This is a genomic window from Polynucleobacter sp. JS-Polo-80-F4, from assembly GCF_018881965.1.
In the GTDB taxonomy this organism is placed as follows: Bacteria; Pseudomonadota; Gammaproteobacteria; order Burkholderiales; family Burkholderiaceae; genus Polynucleobacter.
In genome coordinates, this window is the sequence record NZ_JACVPI010000001.1 from 299,723 (window position 1) to 315,706 (window position 15,984).

Consider the following 15,984-nt stretch of genomic DNA (forward strand, 5'->3'; position numbering starts at 1 on the left):
AGAAATGACATACTCCAGAGGAAAATGAATATGCTCCCTTGTATTGAATTAGAAACCGCCCCGAATCCAACAGCTGCCGTCATTTGGTTGCATGGTCTTGGGGCTGACGGCAACGACTTTGTACCTATCGTTCCTGAACTCAAACTGTCGGGATGCCCTGGAATTCGCTTTGTATTTCCGAGCGCGCCAAGCATGCCAGTAACGGTCAATGGTGGCTACGTCATGCCAGCTTGGTATGACATCATCGGCAGAAATTTGATGGATCAAGAAGATGCTGCGGGTATTCAAAAATCAGCTGCATCTATTATTGAGTTGATTGAAAAAGAAGCTAGCCGCGGTATTACCTATGACAAGATTGTCTTGGCAGGATTTTCACAGGGCTGTGCAATGGCTTTGCATATCGGGCTACGCTTTCCCCACAAGCTCGCCGGCATCATGGCTCTCTCTGGCTACCTACCATTGGCAATGACCGCCAATATTGAAAAGCATGCAGCCAACTCTAATACGCCTATCCTTATGGCGCATGGTACCTATGATCCAGTGGTGACACTTGATCGCGCCCAAGCATCGTATGCCTTGTTAGAACAAATGGGTTATCAAGTGGATTGGAATGAATACCCTATGGAGCATTCTGTTAATCATGAAGAGCTCGTGGATATCTCACACTTTTTGCAAGAAGTATTAGCCACTAAATAAGACCATCCGAAATTAACTTAATACTGGCAATTAGCAAAAAGAATCTCACTGTACGGTAATACCATTTCATTGAGATTCTTTTGGCCAGATAAAAGCCAAAGTAGACCCCCACTGGCACACAAGGCAACAGGATGATTGAGGTTGCTAGCTGCTGGTAATTGAGTAGGTCTAAATAAGCATAAGGGCCTAGCTTCCCAAAATTAATCATTGTGAAAAAGACTCCTAGGGTCGAGGTGTAAACCATCGGCAAAAGTTTTTCTCTGAGCATATACACCGTAATCGGAGGCCCGCCAATATGCGCAACAAAGGAAGTAAACCCAGATGTCAGACCCATCGCACGCCCAAGCCAGGGATATGACTTGGTTTCCTTTATATCCATTGTCGACATTGCAAGATTCTGGATCAAAAAGAGCAAGGTAAAAATACCAATTGAAAGCGTGAGCACCTGGGGAGTGATGGCAGTAAAGAAAATCGCTCCCAATAGAAGACCCAGTAATGCTGGTGGGGTAATGATCTTCAAAATACGCCAATTCGCATTACGAATGAAGCGGCTTAAACCCACTAAATCAATTGCAATTAACAGCGGCAATAAGATCGCTAAGGCTTCATTAATGCTGGACTGGCTTGCCATAACGGGCAAAGAGAGAACGCCAAGGCCTGCTCCAAAGCCACTCTTAGAAATGCCAACAATAATGACGCTAATCACTGCGCACACAAAAAATATCAATGAATGCGTATGAAAAGACTGGGCTAGCGAAGTAATAGCAAAATCAAACATCGGATGATCTTACCAAGCAATGAACAAATAGGCAGCAGCCAGCGCCATAAAGCCTGTCGCCAGCCAACCTAAAATTTTCATACTCAAAGAGGCCACATGCATACCCATCACCGATTGTTTAGAAGACAAAATCATAATCGCCACCATCAAGGGCACAGCAACAATCCCATTGATCACCGCGCTCCAGAACAAGGCTTTCATAGGGCTAATAGGTGAGTATTGAATAGCCAGAGCAACCAATACGCTAAAAGCAATGATCGCGTAGAACTTACTTGCTTGAGCAGCTGAATCCTCCAGGCTTGAGCGCCAGCCAAACACTTCAGACAAAGCATATGCGGCTGAGCCTGCAAGGACGGGAACCCCCATCAGACCAACACCCAATATCCCAAGGGCAAAAAGAAGAAAGGTAAATTCACCTGCGAGGGGTCTTAAGGCTGAGGCAGCTTGAGCGGCAGTATTAATGTCACGTATGCCAGCAGCATGCAGCGTGACTGCTGTGGCAAGAATAATGCAGTAGGCAGCTACATTTGAGTACAACATACCACTCCAAGTATCCCAATGAATTCTTCGAAGTTCAGCGTTTACCTCTTCAGGATTCTTTTGTTCAAGTAGACTTGGCTGACTATGCAAGTTCATATCCTCTACCTCTTGAGAGGATTGCCAAAAAAATAAATAAGGACTGATAGTGGTTCCAAAGATGCCCACTACTACCGCAGCTGAATCTGCTCCCCACGAGATTTGAGGAAAGAAAGTACTCCAAATAACATCGCCCCAAGGAATGTGAACGGTAAAGAGAACTGCACCATAGGCTAACAAAGAGAGGGATAGCCATTTCAAAAAGAACACATAGTGTCGATATGGAATAAGGATCTGCAAAACTAGTGTCAACAAGACAAAGAGGCTCGTCATGATGTGCCAATTTATTCCTGTCACTAACTGCGCAACCTCACCCATCGCAGCAATATCAGCAGCAATGTTCAGGACATTTGCAATGAATAGAAGCAATACAAGGGTTACAAGTACCACCCGGGGAAAGGCGAGCTTCATATTGGCAGATAAGCCTCGCCCTGTTACCCGACCCATACGTGCGCACAAGATCTGAATCGTCGACATTAAAGGATATGCAAATGGCATAGTCCACAGCATATTTAAGCCAAACTGCGCGCCCGCTTGAGAATAGGTAACGATCCCACTGGGATCATCATCTGCAACACCCGTTATTAACCCTGGGCCTACGCGAGACAAGGGATGCCGTTTAATACGAAGCCAAATATTAGCAAGGCTCATTTGGTTCGCAAGTATGGAGAAATCATCATTTGAGTGTAGTCTTTAATAGAGATCACAGGATCATCTATGTAAAAGAAAAAGGCTCACTAGGAGCCCTTTTGCTGAGAATGTTTATCTCACAGTTTTTTCGCAAAACTGTATTGAGCAAATGCTTGCTCAGCTACGTTAAACCACTGTGCCTCCATATTTCTGAAAGCGCGATAGTCATCAAAAATCTTTTTGAATTGCGGATTCTTTGCGGACTCTTCGGCATAAGTCTCTTGACTTGCTTTAAAGCAGGCATCCAAGACTGAAGTATTGAACTTACGCAGTACGGCGCCATTTTGCAAAAGACGTTGCAATGCAGGTGGATTCAGTGCATCGTACTTTGCACACATATCGGTATGTGCTTCAAAACAAGCTGCTTCCCATGCAGCCTGGTAGGAAGGTGGCAATGAATCCCATTGCTTCTTATTGACTAAGAAAGAAAGTCCGGCAGCGCCTTCCCAAAATGCAGGGTAGTAGTAATTCTTGGCCACCTTAGCCAGGCCCAACTTCTCATCATCGTATGGCCCAACAAATTCAGCGGCATCGATCGTGCCTTTTTCTAAGGCAGAGTAAATTTCACCGGCAGGAAGCTGTTGCGGAACAACGCCTAGTTTTGCCAGTACTTGTCCGGCAAAACCTGCGATACGGAATTTCAGACCCTTAAGGTCTTCTGGCGATTTAATTTCTTTGCGAAACCAGCCACCCATTTGCGTACCAGTTTGACCACCTAGAAAATTAACAATGTTGTAACTGGCATAAAGTTCACGCATCAACTTCATACCATTACCGTGTAGCATCCATGCAGATTGCTGGCGAGCCGTCATGCCAAATGGTGCGGCAGTATCAAAGATAAATGCGCTGTTTTTACCTAGGTAGTAATAACTGGCAGTATGTCCACATTCCACTGTGCCGTTTTGTACCGCATCCAATACCTGAAGCGCTGGCACCACCTCCCCAGCCGCAAACACTTTGACATTAAATTTGCCATCAGTAGCCTTACGTAAGGCACTAGCAAATACTTCAGGAGTGCCAAATAGAGTGTCTAATGACTTAGGAAAGCTAGATACCAAACGCCAATTTAGAGTGGGCAAGCTTTGTGCAATAGATGGTGCAGCTAAGGCTGCAGCGCCCGCCCCAATGGTGGCTTTCTTTAAAAATGAACGTCTTTGCATTACCATCTCCCTTTAAAAATCATCGGTCTATATGAATTTTTTATTTATTTCCCGCCAACCGTCATTGAACCCAGCAAGATAGATCCCGTTTCCTTGGTGCCACGAATTAATGTATCGCTACCAATTAACTGAATATCCATCAGCATATCGCGCAAGTTGCCAGCGATCGTGACCTCTTCCACAGGATATTGAATTTCTCCATTCTCAACCCAGTAGCCAAATGCGCCACGTGAATAATCACCTGTCACATAATTAACGCCCTGCCCCATTAACTCAGTTACCAACAATCCAGTGCCCATTTCTTTTAGCAATGCCGGCAAACCACCTTTTGGAGTTTTCTTACTTTGCAAAGTAAGGTGATGTGATCCACCAGCATTTCCAGTAGTCTTCATACCCAACTTACGCGCAGAATAGGTTGATAAAAAGTATCCTTCGAGTATTCCTTGATTCACTACTGTGCGAGCAGATGTTTTTACACCCTCCTCATCAAATGGTGCACTACCAGTCATGGCCTTCAGATGTGGATCCTCAAATAAGCTAATGTGTTTTGGTAGCACCTGCTTGCCTAAACTATCGAGCAAAAAGCTAGAGCGGCGATAGAGTGCGCCACCTGATACTGCCTGTACCAAGCCGCCCAATAAGCCTGCAGCCAAAGGGGCTTCAAAGATGACTGGACAACGCCGAGTAGTTAAAGATCTTGCTTTGAGACGGGATAAAGCTCTTTGAGCAGCATAAACACCAATTGCCGCAGGATCAGCCAACTCCTCAGGAATGCGTGAGCTGGAATACCAATCGTCACGCTGCATGTGCGCCTTCTTGCCACCTTCACTCGCAATCGGTGCGCAAGAAATATAGTGACGAGAAAATGGATAGCCTCCCATAAAACCATGGGAAGTGCCCATCATGAAATGGGCATGATGTGCCGACACTGATGCGCCATCACTATTCTGAATTTGTTTGCTGACGGCAAACGCAGCGCCTTCAGCAATACGAGCAATTTCAACAGCGCTGGCTGCATCTAAGTTCCATGGATGAAACAAATCGAGATCCAGCGGATTTTTTTCTAGGAGCTCTGCTTCTGCCGGTCCCGCACAAAGATCTTCTGCGGTATGTTGTGCGATGTGATAAGCAGCATCTACCGTTGCCTTTAGGGATTCTTTAGAAAAATCACTCGTGCTGGCATTGCCGCGATGGTGGCCCAAAAATACTGTAACCCCGACTTGCTTATCCAAGCTTTGCTCGATAGTCTCAACCTCCCCTTTGCGAACAGTAACGGAGAGACCTTGTCCCTCGGAAACTTCAGCAACAGCATCTGAGGCACCCCTTCTTTTGGCCTCTTTGAGCATGAAATCGATGATTTCTTGAAACTGGTTGGATGTGTATGTAAACATGCCCTAATAATAGCTAGAATAGAAACATGAAGCATACAGAAGCCCTAAAACGAAATAGCCCAAATGAGGTCAAAATCGGCCTGATTTCCATCTCGGATCGCGCCAGCAAGGGTGTTTATCAGGATGAAGGTATTCCTGCCCTCCAGACTTGGCTGATGAAGGTCATCCAGAATCCCTGCGTTTTTCATGAACGCCTGATTGCCGATGAATCCGAAATCATCACCGAGACGATCGTAGAGTTAGTGGATGAGCTAGGCTGCGATTTGGTTCTCACCACAGGCGGCACAGGCCCCTCTAGAAGGGATGTCACCCCCGAGGCTACTCGCGATGCGGGAACCCGTGAGATGCCTGGATTTGGCGAGCAAATGCGGCAAATTAGCCTGAATTTTGTACCCACCGCAATTCTCTCCCGACAAACTGCTGTCCTCAGAGAGATTGAGGATCATGCCGCTCTGGTGATCAATCTACCAGGACAACCTAAAGCGATTGCAGAAACCTTGGAAGGTCTTAAGGATGAGAATGGCAAATCGATTGTTCCTGGAATCTTTGCTGCCGTACCCTATTGCGTTGATTTGATCGGCGGCCCCTATATCGAAACCGATGAAACGATCGTTAAAGTCTTTAGACCCAAAAGCGCCATTAAGAAATCTGCGGTTTGATTCTTTTGAACCCATAAAGAAAAGGCCCACACTGTGGGCCTTTTTATTCCGACTACTACATCTTGTCTTCAGTCCGCTTACTGCGGTAAGGGCACAATAAACTTCTCGCGGTAGTACTTAAGCTCCTCAATAGATTCTTCGATATCCGCTAAGGCTGTATGCGCCTGGTTCTTAGTAAAACCTTTAACCAATTCAGGATGCCAACGCTTGCAAAGCTCTTTCAAAGTCGACACATCAATATTTCGATAATGAAAATAGGCCTCTAGTTTTGGCATGTACTTTGCCATAAAACGCCTGTCTTGCCCAATCGTATTTCCGCACATCGGGGCAATGCCTGCCTTAATGTATTTTTTCAAAAAGGCGATACATTCAGCCTCAACAGTTGCCTCATCCAAAGTGGATGCCTTCACCTTTTCAATCAAGCCCGAACGACCATGGGTGCCCTTATTCCAGGCATCCATCGCATCTAACACCGCATCATCTTGATGCACCACCCAAACAGGCGCTGTGGCGATGGTGTTGAGATGGGCGTCAGTCACAATGATGGCAATTTCCAGAATCCGCTCGGTTTCTGGGTTTAGGCCCGACATTTCCATATCCACCCATATCAGGTGCTCATTGGCTGGTGCCGTCTTGGTTGCCGTAGTTGCTGCAGTTGCTGTAATGTTAGTTTGCTCGCTCATATCTATAATGATCTCATGACATTCACAATTGTTTTTCTAATCGCCTTTATTGCTAGTTTTGGCTTGCGCCACTGGCTATCCCAACGTCAAATTCGCTACGTAGCACAGCATCGCGATGCTGTGCCTGCAGATTTCGCTGAAAAAGTGACTCTCGTCGAACATCAAAAAGCGGCTGACTACACCATTGCTAAATTACGCCTAGGTATTTTAGAGAATGGGCTCAGCGCCATCATTTTAATTGGCTTCACCTTATTGGGCGGTCTGCAGATTCTCAATCTGGCATTGCTCCAATTACTTGGTGAAGGTATTGCCCAGCAAATGGCTCTACTCATTTCAATCGTCATCATCTCCGGCATTATTGATATCCCCTTCTCTTGGTGCAAACAGTTCCATCTGGAAGAGCGCTTTGGCTTTAATCGCATGGACAAGAAACTATTTTTCTCTGACATGTTCAAAGGTCTAGGTGTAGGCGGCGCGATTGGGGTTCCGCTACTCTGGGTGATTTTGACCTTGATGGCTAAAGCAGGAGACTTATGGTGGTTGTGGGCGTGGTTAGTACTAACCGTCTTTAGCTTACTCATGCAGTGGATCTTCCCAACCTTCATTGCGCCCCTTTTTAATAAGTTTCAAGCTTTAGATGAAGGCCCCTTAAAGACGCAGATTGAAGCATTGCTAAAGCGCTGTGACTTTGCAAGCCAGGGACTCTTTGTCATGGATGGCAGCAAGCGCAGTGCGCATGGCAATGCATTCTTTGCCGGCATGGGCAAGGCTAAGCGCATTGTATTTTTTGACACCTTAATCGAGAAGCTCAATCCAGGCGAAGTAGAAGCGGTATTGGCGCACGAGCTTGGTCACTTTAAATGTAAACATATTCGTAAGCGTCTCTTGGTCTCATTTGCCTTAAGCTTTGCGATGCTTGCCCTCTTAGGCTGGGTTAGCACCAAGGCTTGGTTCTATACAGATTTAGGCGTCATGCCTAACCTAAATGGCTATAACGGCGGTTTAGCTTTGGCACTCTTCATGCTGGTCTCACCAGTCTTTAGCTTCTTCTTTACGCCGCTTTCTAGTTTGGCATCACGCAAACATGAATATGAGGCTGACGGATTTGCTGCTGAAAAATCTTCAGCAAAAGATTTAATTACTGCACTAGTGAAGCTATATCAAGATAATGCATCGACACTAACGCCTGATCCGATTTATACGGCGTTTTACAGCTCGCATCCGCCCGCCCCTTTACGCATTGCTAACTTGCAACGGTTTAGCTCATAACGATGGAACAGTTTCATGCGCTACTCATTGCCTCCTACGGAAGGCATTATTTAGCGCAGCGTTTGGTAGCAGATGCTGATGACTGTGAATCACCCACTGGCCCATTAATTCAAGTCAGTACGCCAGCCAAGCAACATATTGGCGCGGTTGGTGATCGCATGTTGCTTGAAATGACTTCAGCTGATCAAGCCCGCATTATTCAAATTGAACCCCGAGAAAATCTGCTCTATCGCTCCGATGCTTTTAAGAGCAAACTGATTGCATCTAATGTTGACCAGATCTTAGTAGTACTTGCAACGCAACCCGCTTTTTCCCCAGATCTCTTAGGTAGAGCTGTAGTAGCTGCTGAAGCAAATCAAATTGGTCTGCATATCTTGCTCAATAAATGTGACCTCAAAGATAACTTAGAGCACGCTCGCAAAATCATCGCGCCTTATGCGCGCATGGGCTATCAGGTGAGTGAAGTTTCTGCCAAGTTTGATCCATCTTCAATTGATGCCTTGCGCACTGCCTTGCAAGGGAAGGTCTCAGTCTTTGTAGGTCAATCCGGTATGGGCAAGTCCAGTCTATTAAACGCATGGATTCCGAATGCTGCAGCTTTGACTCAAGAGTATTCGGTGCGCTTAGATACCGGCAAACATACGACTACTGCTTGTCGTTACTTTGAACTGCCGGAGTCATGGGGAAGGGATGAGACGGGCAAGCTTGGTGCTCTGATTGATTCACCGGGCTTTCAGGAGTTTGGTTTGGCCCATATGTCGGTAAGTGAACTACAACATGCCTTTAGGGAATTTAAAGACCTGCTAGGAAAGTGTCGCTTTCATAATTGCGCGCATTTATCTGAACCAGACTGCGCTGTTCGTGAAGCGGTAGACAGAAATGAAATAGCGCCAGAAAGACTGACGCTATTTAGACAGCTGCACTCAGATTCGAAAACAGCGGATGTACAAATTCAGGGAATTAGCCAAGCCAAAGAGCGATGGTCAGCATTAGCAACAAAGCCATCCAAGCGATAACCAAGCGCCATACCAATCCTACTGCAGAGCGCATCGTACGCTCATTCGGCTCAAGACCTACTTCATAGACTACCGGCTCACCAGCTTCAGCCATACGCAAGGCCTCATCGCTATCAGGCTCACTCATCGGCTCGCCCAAACGAACGCCTAAAGCACCACTACCCGCAGCCAAGATCACTGCCGACAAAGAGTCAGACCATTTTTGCGTGAGGTAACGCCAGCCGTATACAGCGCCTTCGAAGTTACCGACAATAGCAAAGCCCATTGCAGTAATGCGTGCAGGAACCCAATCCAAGACATAGAAGAAATGACGAGCTGACTCGCTGAGATTAAAGTCACCACGCTCTGACCAACGTTGGGAAGCAATATCCGCCAGACGATACAGCACAACGCCCGCAGGACCCATCGGCATCATGAACCAGAACAACACACCAAAGACATGGTGATGTGAGCCAATGATGGCGCGCTCTAAGGCTAAAGAAATCACTTCTGTCTCAGTCAGATTAGAGATATCTAACTCTGAGCCATACCACTCACCCAAGGCAGCGCGAGCCGCCGGTAGGTCATGCGCTTCGATAGCTTCATGAACCGCAGTAAAGGAATGACTGAACTGTCGAAAGCCAAAGAATAAATAGGCAATGACGATATTCCAAATGAAGCCCAAAATTGGATACGTCACCATACAAGTGACGTACACCATAAAGACTAAAAAGGTAGGCAGTATGAATGCTACTAGACAGGCCATACGAGCGCCTACAGGACTTGCACCTTCATCAGTCTTGCCGCCAAACTCGGCAGCAACCCAATCTAACCAGCGAGAGCAGACACGTGCAATCCAATGGCTTGATGTAACTGGGCGATATTGCTCAGCAATGAGGGCGAAGAGAATAGAAAAGAAAGTCATACTTTTAATAAATGATAAAGGTTACGCAACATTCCCGCAGTGGCACCCCAAATAAAGCGGTTCTCATAAGGCATTGAATAAAAACGTCGTCCGCCCTGCTCACTTTGCCACAATCTCACCTGATGATTGGCGGGATCCAGCAAAAAACTCAGGGGCACTTCAAATACATCGGCTACCTCAAACTCATCTAAGACATATTCTGCCTGAGCTTGGACCAATCCTACTACTGGAGTGACGCTATAGCCAGAAACCGTTAAATACTGAGGTAAGTGCCCAATAATTTCAACTCGATCTGGATGAAGTCCGATCTCTTCCTGACTCTCACGCAAAGCAGTGTCATTTGGACCTTGATCCTCTGGGTCCATTCGGCCACCTGGAAAACTGATCTGCCCTGCATGATCACGCAAATGATTGGTTCTTTGCGTCAGTAACACTGATAAACCCTCTTCCTTTAATAGAAGTGGAATAAGCACTGCTGCTTTAGTAACTTTGCCAACAGCTTGTCGCTTAGCAATAATGTCAGATGCAATCACATGACGGTTTTCATCCGTAATTTCTGGTTGCCATTGCGGCGGTGATTGCAGGCGAGCCCTTAAACCGGCCGGCTCCAAAAATTCTTTTGCTACTTTTTTTTCGTGAGCACACACCTGATGAATCGGAATCGCTTGCGCATCAAATCCTGGCGGCGCGGCAACATTGATTGCATTGTCTTCAGGGCTTGAGTTCTTAGGCATGTTCATATTCTAAGGCAACAAAAAAGGCGACCTAAGCCGCCTTTTTTACTTCTAGCCGGAATTTACTCTGCGGCTGGAGCTGCCACTGCTACCTTACGTGCAGGAAGCTTCTCTTTAATACGTGCAGACTTACCTGAACGATCGCGCAAGTAGTACAACTTAGCACGACGTACATCACCGCGACGCTTAACTTCAATGCTAGCGATCAATGGTGAGTAAGTTTGGAATGTACGCTCTACACCTTCGCCAGATGAAATCTTGCGAACGATAAAGCTAGAATTAAGTCCGCGATTGCGCTTAGCAATCACAACGCCTTCAAACGCCTGAGTACGCTTACGCGCACCTTCAACAACGTTTACGCCAACAACTACTGTGTCGCCAGGAGCAAAACTTGGCAATACTTTGTTAGCACTTAAGCGAGCAATTTCTTCTTGCTCAATTTTTTCAATTAAATTCATTTTTAATCCTTAAACATCGTATTAGCGTTTAATCCCGAGATATAAATCAGCGGACCTAATAGAGGATGCAGTTAAAACAATTTCACTAAACCAAAAACTAAACACCTAATCACTACTGCACACTACTAAAAGTATTTACAGCGAGCGAAGAAATTGTTCATCTTCTCGGGTTAGCAACCCTTTGGCTCTAGCCGAATCAATTAAGTCCGGCCTTAACCTGAACGTCAGCTCTAAAGACTTCTGCCGACGCCAATCTGCTATTTTAGCGTGATGTCCGCCTAAAAGCACGTCCGGGACGGATAAATTTTCATATATTTCAGGGCGAGTGTAGTGTGGATAGTCCAAAAGACCGTTCATAAAGCTATCCTGGGTAGCAGATTCGCCATCCCCCAGGGCTCCTGGAATCAATCTAATGACCGCATCCATCATGGCCATCGCAGGAATTTCACCCCCAGAAAGCACAAAATCACCGATAGAAAGCTGTAAATCCACGTTTCGGTCGACAAAACGCTGGTCTACGGCCTCATATCGACCACAAATAAAGCTTAAATTACCGTAACTGAGGATATCTGTCGCTATCTTCTGAGAAAAACGCTCACCCTGAGGTGCTAATAAGCAAATTGGGCCACTTTTTATGCCTGCCGCCTGGTGGGACGACTTAATTCCAGCAACAGTATCTTCCAGGGGCTTGGCCATCATGACCATACCGGGGCCACCGCCATAAGCACGGTCATCTACCGTTTTACGGGGATCGGTACAAAAGTCTCGGGGATTCCAAAGGTGAACACTGGCTAGTGATTGCTCGCAAGCGCGACCGGTAATGCCCCACTTTGTTAAAGCAGAGAACATTTCCGGAAACAAGGTCACAACATCAAAGCGCATATCAGTAATTAAGTTTGAACTTTATCTTTGCGTTCTTATTCACTCTTTATTGCCAGTCAGACTGCCAATCGAGGGTAATCGTTTTGTTTGGTAGATCGACGTTTTGCACCACTTCTTTTACGAATGGCACTAGATACTTGATCGTCTTTGTTTGAGCATCACCGATAGCAATGACACCATGTGCGCCATTCTCAGTGACATCAATAACTTCACCAAGTGCCTCGCCTTGTAAATTCATTGCACTGCAGCCAATGAGGTCTACCCAGTAATACGAATCACTTTCCACCTTTGGAAAAGCATCGCGCGCCACTAAGATGCGCGAACCTTTTAATGCCAAGGCTTGATCACGATCATTCACGCCATCAAGCGCCATCACCACATTACCGCTGTGCATCTTGGCGCTTTTGACTTTGTACTGCGTCAATGAGGCCTGCTCTAAAGACGCAGAAACGCCTGCATCCCTACGAGGGATAAGCGATAACCAAACCGATTTAGAAGAAAGAAGTGCTACAGGCTCAGATGAGTGAGGCCTCACCTTTACTTGACCCTGCAAACCTTGTGCCTCAGATATGGCACCAAGTTCAATCAATTCATCTATGGAAGGCGTACTCATTTGTAAGACACCTTATTTTTCCAAGATAGAACTACTAGAAATTCCGTCACTAAAAGCTTCATCACAACGATGAAGCTTTTAGTAATTGAATATTAAACAGCTGGATTGTTTTTGATCAAACGAGTTACTGTTGGAGAGATTTGCGCGCCAACACCAGTCCAATAAGTCAAACGGTCTTGAGCAATACGCATTGCTTGCTCAGTAGCCGCTGCTTGTGGATTGAAGTAACCAATACGCTCGATAAAGTTCGAGTCACGACGGTTGCGCTTATCAGTAGCAACGATGCTGTAAAAAGGGCGCTTCTTAGAACCGCCGCGTGCCAGTCGAATGACGACCATACTTATTCCTTAAAATCTAAAATGAAAACAGGTTGATTACAACCCAATGAAATTTCTACAAAAAACCTTGGGCTCCAGCTCACCAAATAAAGATAAGGTAGAGCGGAAAACCTCATATTCTAGACGAAAACCCCTACTTCTTCCACCTATTTCAGCACCTAAGACAGTAGAATAGAACACGCACTTTATTAAAAATTATATTAAAAACAATAACTTAGGTAAATATGGTCCTTAAATATAGCCCTTCAGACTGGATCGGAATGTCCTTAAATAGGCTCTTTCTGACACTTTCTTGCCTAAGTCTTGGGTTTTTAGTCGGCTGCGCCAATGTCATTCCCCCTTGCAGTGCCAAAATCAGCCCTCCCAGCAGCGAGCTCAAAAATACCAAATGGGAGCTCACCCGCTGGAACTTACCCCCTAATAGCAATGGCGAGGTGCGCACACGCCAGATTCCGCAGGGCGATGCCAGCAACCCCATACAAATCATTTTTGATGCCAATGGGCAACGCCTCAGTGGCTCCACAGGATGCAATCGGTTTACCGCAACAATCGATGAAGACGCTCGTGGCTTTTCTCTTAAGCAAATTGCAAGCACTAAGATGGCTTGCAATCCACAACGCATGGAACTAGAGAATGACTTTCTCTACGAGCTAAATGACTATCGCAGCATCGTGCGCAACGGCGATCAGTTACTCATGATTGGCACCGATCGTGAAGTACTTAGCTTTACTCAAAAAACAAATAAATAACCATTAGTAACTCTATAGAAATACTCATGAAAAAATCCAAACTTCTTTTTTGCGCACTCGGATTATTTTTTCCAGGAAGCGGACTCAATTGTCTCTATTTGCAAGGACTGAAATCTTTTTGGGCATGGGTACAGTTGTTTGCCCTCATTGGAGGTGCAGCTGGCTGGATCATCCTGAAAGATGCTCACTTTCATTCTGCGCCGGGATGGGTACTCATTACTTTTGGCTTTATTGCTATTGAAGCAAGCTGGTTAACTACCATTGCATTCGGACTGCGTCTTGATGAGAAATGGGATGCCCAATTTAATCCTGGAATTGAAGAACATCGTCGCAGTCGGTCTGGATGGCTGGTGATATTGACAGTGATTTTCTCTTTAGTCTTCGGCGCTGGAGTGATGATGACTTTTTTAGCAATCTCTTTTGAGCAATTCTTTATCTCGCAAATCCACGAGGCAAAAAAGCTATCCCAATAATTGCAGATAGCTTTTCTTATGCAAGAGCCGCTCTTTGGAGCGGTTTTTTTGTTCTCTGCAACTCTTTTAGAACTGCTCCACTTCTAAAGCATTGGTGGAATAGCCGCTTTCCACAATGGAGGTAGCAAGGGCCTGAGCCTGAGGCATAAGATTCTCTGCAAAGAATCGCGCCGTTGCGATCTTTGCATCATAGAATTTGGGGTCGCCATCACGTAAGCGTTCTGCAGCTAGCAATGCCCTAGCCATTTGCCAGCCACCCAATACGAGACCTGACAAACGCAGATAAGCAAAACTGCCTGCATAGACGGCCTTGATATCTGTTTTGGCGTTAGCTACGACATAAGCAACCGCTTGCTCAAATGCAGCACGCGCTAAGGTGAGCTGTTTGAGTACTGCTTTAGCGTCATCACTACCGCTGGCAGCTAAATCTTTTTCAATAGCACTGATTCTTTGGGAAAGTTCTTTCGCAATGGCGCCACCATCGCGCACCGTTTTTCTGCCAACCAAGTCGTTTGCCTGAATAGCAGTAGTGCCCTCGTAAATAGTCAAGATACGAGCATCGCGATAGTGCTGAGCAGCGCCAGTTTCTTCAATAAAGCCCATGCCACCATGCACTTGAACTCCCAAGCTAGCAACTTCAATTGACATCTCAGTCGAAAAACCCTTAACGATTGGGACTAAGAATTCATAAATCGCTTGATTTGCTTTGCGTATGGATTCATCAGGAGCGGCATGTTGTGCGTCATAAGCAGAAGCAGCGTAGTAAGCCAAAGCACGTGATGCCTCTGTATAGGCCCGCATTGTCATCAGCATGCGCTTCACATCGGGCTGATGGATGATTGCTACAGGACCAGGTGAACCAGCTAAATCACGGCTTTGCACACGATCTTTGGCATATTGAACCGCCTTTTGATAAGCGCGCTCTGCTACCGCAACACCTTGCATACCTACTGCAAAGCGAGCAGCATTCATCATCACGAACATGTATTCAAGACCACGATTTTCCTCACCAACCAGGTAGCCAACTGCGCCACCATGATCGCCAAACTGTAGAACCGCTGTTGGACTCGCTTTGATGCCGAGTTTATGTTCAATCGATACACAGTGAACGTCGTTACGCTCACCTAATGAACCATCTTTATTCACCATGAACTTTGGCACTACAAATAATGAAATACCCTTAACACCCTCTGGCGCATCAGGTGTTCTCGCTAACACCAAATGGATAATATTCTTAGCCATATCGTGTTCACCATAGGTGATATAAATTTTGGTACCAAAAATCTTATAAGTGCCATCACCCTCCGGAACGGCACGGGAACGCACCATCGATAGATCAGAGCCTGCTTGTGGCTCAGTGAGATTCATTGTCCCGGTCCACTCACCAGAGATCATCTTCGGGACATATTGCTCCTGCAGTTCTGGGCTTGCAGCAGTTAACAGCGCTTCAATAGCACCATCCGTTAGCAATGGGCAAAGAGCAAAAGAAAGATTGGCTGCATTCACCATTTCCAAGCAAGCAGTGGAGATTAGTTTAGGCAAACCTTGGCCACCAAACTCCGCCGGATGAATCACGCCCTGCCAACCAGCAGCAGCGTATTGCTCAAAAGCTTCTTTAAAACCAGGCGTAGTTGTTACAACACCGTCTTTTATAGAGCTTGGATTTTGATCTCCCACCCAGTTGAGTGGTGCAACAACATCTTGATTAAATTTAGCAGACTCTTCCAAAATAGCAGGCGCTAGATCAACGTCAGCACCTACTTCCGCATATGAAGGATAGGCAACAACATCCGATAGTCCAGCTAGTTCATTCATGACAAACAACATATCTTTCACTGGGGCTACGTATGGCATT

18 protein-coding genes are annotated in these 15,984 nt (G+C 46.0%); 6 read left to right on the forward strand and 12 right to left on the reverse strand.

Annotated elements, in window-relative coordinates; all coding sequences use genetic code 11:
* Positions 1-30: 30 nt before the first annotated feature.
* Positions 31-696 carry an alpha/beta hydrolase gene (locus ICN20_RS01440; RefSeq protein ID WP_216240117.1) on the forward strand — a complete coding sequence of 222 codons (666 nt, stop codon included), beginning with the start codon at positions 31-33 and terminating at the stop codon, positions 694-696.
* Here the strand turns inward: ICN20_RS01440 and ICN20_RS01445 are convergent.
* The 4 genes from ICN20_RS01445 to pmbA all read right to left on the reverse strand — a co-directional run bounded on the left by ICN20_RS01445 (position 689) and on the right by pmbA (position 5,351).
* Positions 689-1,474: a sulfite exporter TauE/SafE family protein gene (locus ICN20_RS01445; protein ID WP_216237771.1), complete on the reverse strand. Its 786-nt coding sequence runs from the start codon at positions 1,472-1,474 to the stop codon at positions 689-691. The two genes, ICN20_RS01440 and ICN20_RS01445, sit on opposite strands and share 8 nt — an antisense overlap.
* Positions 1,475-1,483: 9 nt before the next feature.
* Positions 1,484-2,761, reverse strand: coding sequence for an NRAMP family divalent metal transporter (locus ICN20_RS01450; RefSeq protein ID WP_216237772.1), 1,278 nt, complete (start codon positions 2,759-2,761; stop codon positions 1,484-1,486).
* 116 nt (positions 2,762-2,877) lie between these two features.
* On the reverse strand, positions 2,878-3,960 hold the full coding sequence (locus ICN20_RS01455) for a TRAP transporter substrate-binding protein (protein WP_216237773.1): 1,083 nt from the start codon (positions 3,958-3,960) through the stop codon (positions 2,878-2,880).
* Between the two features lie 44 nt (positions 3,961-4,004).
* Complete coding sequence (pmbA, locus tag ICN20_RS01460) at positions 4,005-5,351, reverse strand: metalloprotease PmbA (protein ID WP_216237774.1); 1,347 nt, start codon at positions 5,349-5,351, stop codon at positions 4,005-4,007.
* A 26-nt stretch (positions 5,352-5,377) separates the two neighbouring features.
* Here pmbA and mog point away from each other — a divergent pair, with 26 nt between their 5' ends.
* Positions 5,378-6,010, forward strand: coding sequence for a molybdopterin adenylyltransferase (gene mog / locus ICN20_RS01465; protein WP_216237775.1), 633 nt, complete (start codon positions 5,378-5,380; stop codon positions 6,008-6,010).
* A 77-nt stretch (positions 6,011-6,087) separates the two neighbouring features.
* On the opposite strand, the gene orn is transcribed toward mog, so the two are convergent.
* Entirely contained in the window at positions 6,088-6,693 is a 606-nt protein-coding gene (gene orn, locus ICN20_RS01470) for an oligoribonuclease (RefSeq protein WP_216237776.1), read from the reverse strand.
* A 15-nt stretch (positions 6,694-6,708) separates the two neighbouring features.
* Between orn and ICN20_RS01475 the strand changes: the two genes are divergently transcribed.
* Positions 6,709-7,962 (forward strand): M48 family metallopeptidase, encoded by a 1,254-nt coding sequence (locus ICN20_RS01475; protein ID WP_216237777.1) that lies wholly within the window; start codon positions 6,709-6,711, stop codon positions 7,960-7,962.
* A 2-nt stretch (positions 7,963-7,964) separates the two neighbouring features.
* A complete protein-coding gene (gene rsgA, locus ICN20_RS01480) occupies positions 7,965-8,978 on the forward strand; it encodes a ribosome small subunit-dependent GTPase A (RefSeq protein WP_216237778.1) in 1,014 nt (337 codons plus the stop codon).
* Here the strand turns inward: rsgA and ICN20_RS01485 are convergent.
* The 6 genes from ICN20_RS01485 to rpsP form a co-directional block, all read right to left on the reverse strand.
* The gene (locus tag ICN20_RS01485) at positions 8,923-9,882 is read right to left on the reverse strand and encodes a CobD/CbiB family protein (protein WP_216237779.1); all 960 of its coding nucleotides are present in this window, start codon (positions 9,880-9,882) and stop codon (positions 8,923-8,925) included. The two genes, rsgA and ICN20_RS01485, sit on opposite strands and share 56 nt — an antisense overlap.
* The gene (locus ICN20_RS01490; protein WP_216237780.1) at positions 9,879-10,616 is read right to left on the reverse strand and encodes a CoA pyrophosphatase; all 738 of its coding nucleotides are present in this window, start codon (positions 10,614-10,616) and stop codon (positions 9,879-9,881) included. The genes ICN20_RS01485 and ICN20_RS01490 overlap by 4 nt, the downstream gene beginning before the upstream one ends.
* A 62-nt stretch (positions 10,617-10,678) precedes the next feature.
* Positions 10,679-11,074 carry a 50S ribosomal protein L19 gene (gene rplS / locus ICN20_RS01495; RefSeq protein ID WP_216153913.1) on the reverse strand — a complete coding sequence of 132 codons (396 nt, stop codon included), beginning with the start codon at positions 11,072-11,074 and terminating at the stop codon, positions 10,679-10,681.
* A 135-nt stretch (positions 11,075-11,209) separates the two neighbouring features.
* Positions 11,210-11,956: a tRNA (guanosine(37)-N1)-methyltransferase TrmD gene (gene trmD / locus ICN20_RS01500; protein WP_216237781.1), complete on the reverse strand. Its 747-nt coding sequence runs from the start codon at positions 11,954-11,956 to the stop codon at positions 11,210-11,212.
* Positions 11,957-12,002: 46 nt separating this feature from the next.
* Positions 12,003-12,569 (reverse strand): ribosome maturation factor RimM, encoded by a 567-nt coding sequence (gene rimM / locus ICN20_RS01505; protein WP_216237782.1) that lies wholly within the window; start codon positions 12,567-12,569, stop codon positions 12,003-12,005.
* Positions 12,570-12,661: 92 nt separating this feature from the next.
* Complete coding sequence (gene rpsP, locus ICN20_RS01510) at positions 12,662-12,907, reverse strand: 30S ribosomal protein S16 (protein WP_216237783.1); 246 nt, start codon at positions 12,905-12,907, stop codon at positions 12,662-12,664.
* A 260-nt stretch (positions 12,908-13,167) separates the two neighbouring features.
* Between rpsP and ICN20_RS01515 the strand changes: the two genes are divergently transcribed.
* Positions 13,168-13,656, forward strand: coding sequence for an META domain-containing protein (locus ICN20_RS01515; protein WP_216237784.1), 489 nt, complete (start codon positions 13,168-13,170; stop codon positions 13,654-13,656).
* A 26-nt stretch (positions 13,657-13,682) separates the two neighbouring features.
* The gene (locus ICN20_RS01520) at positions 13,683-14,129 is read left to right on the forward strand and encodes a hypothetical protein (RefSeq protein ID WP_216237785.1); all 447 of its coding nucleotides are present in this window, start codon (positions 13,683-13,685) and stop codon (positions 14,127-14,129) included.
* 66 nt (positions 14,130-14,195) lie between these two features.
* On the opposite strand, the gene ICN20_RS01525 is transcribed toward ICN20_RS01520, so the two are convergent.
* Positions 14,196-15,983, reverse strand: a complete 1,788-nt coding sequence (locus tag ICN20_RS01525; RefSeq protein WP_216237786.1) for an acyl-CoA dehydrogenase — start codon at positions 15,981-15,983, stop codon at positions 14,196-14,198.
* Position 15,984 lies beyond the last annotated feature (1 nt).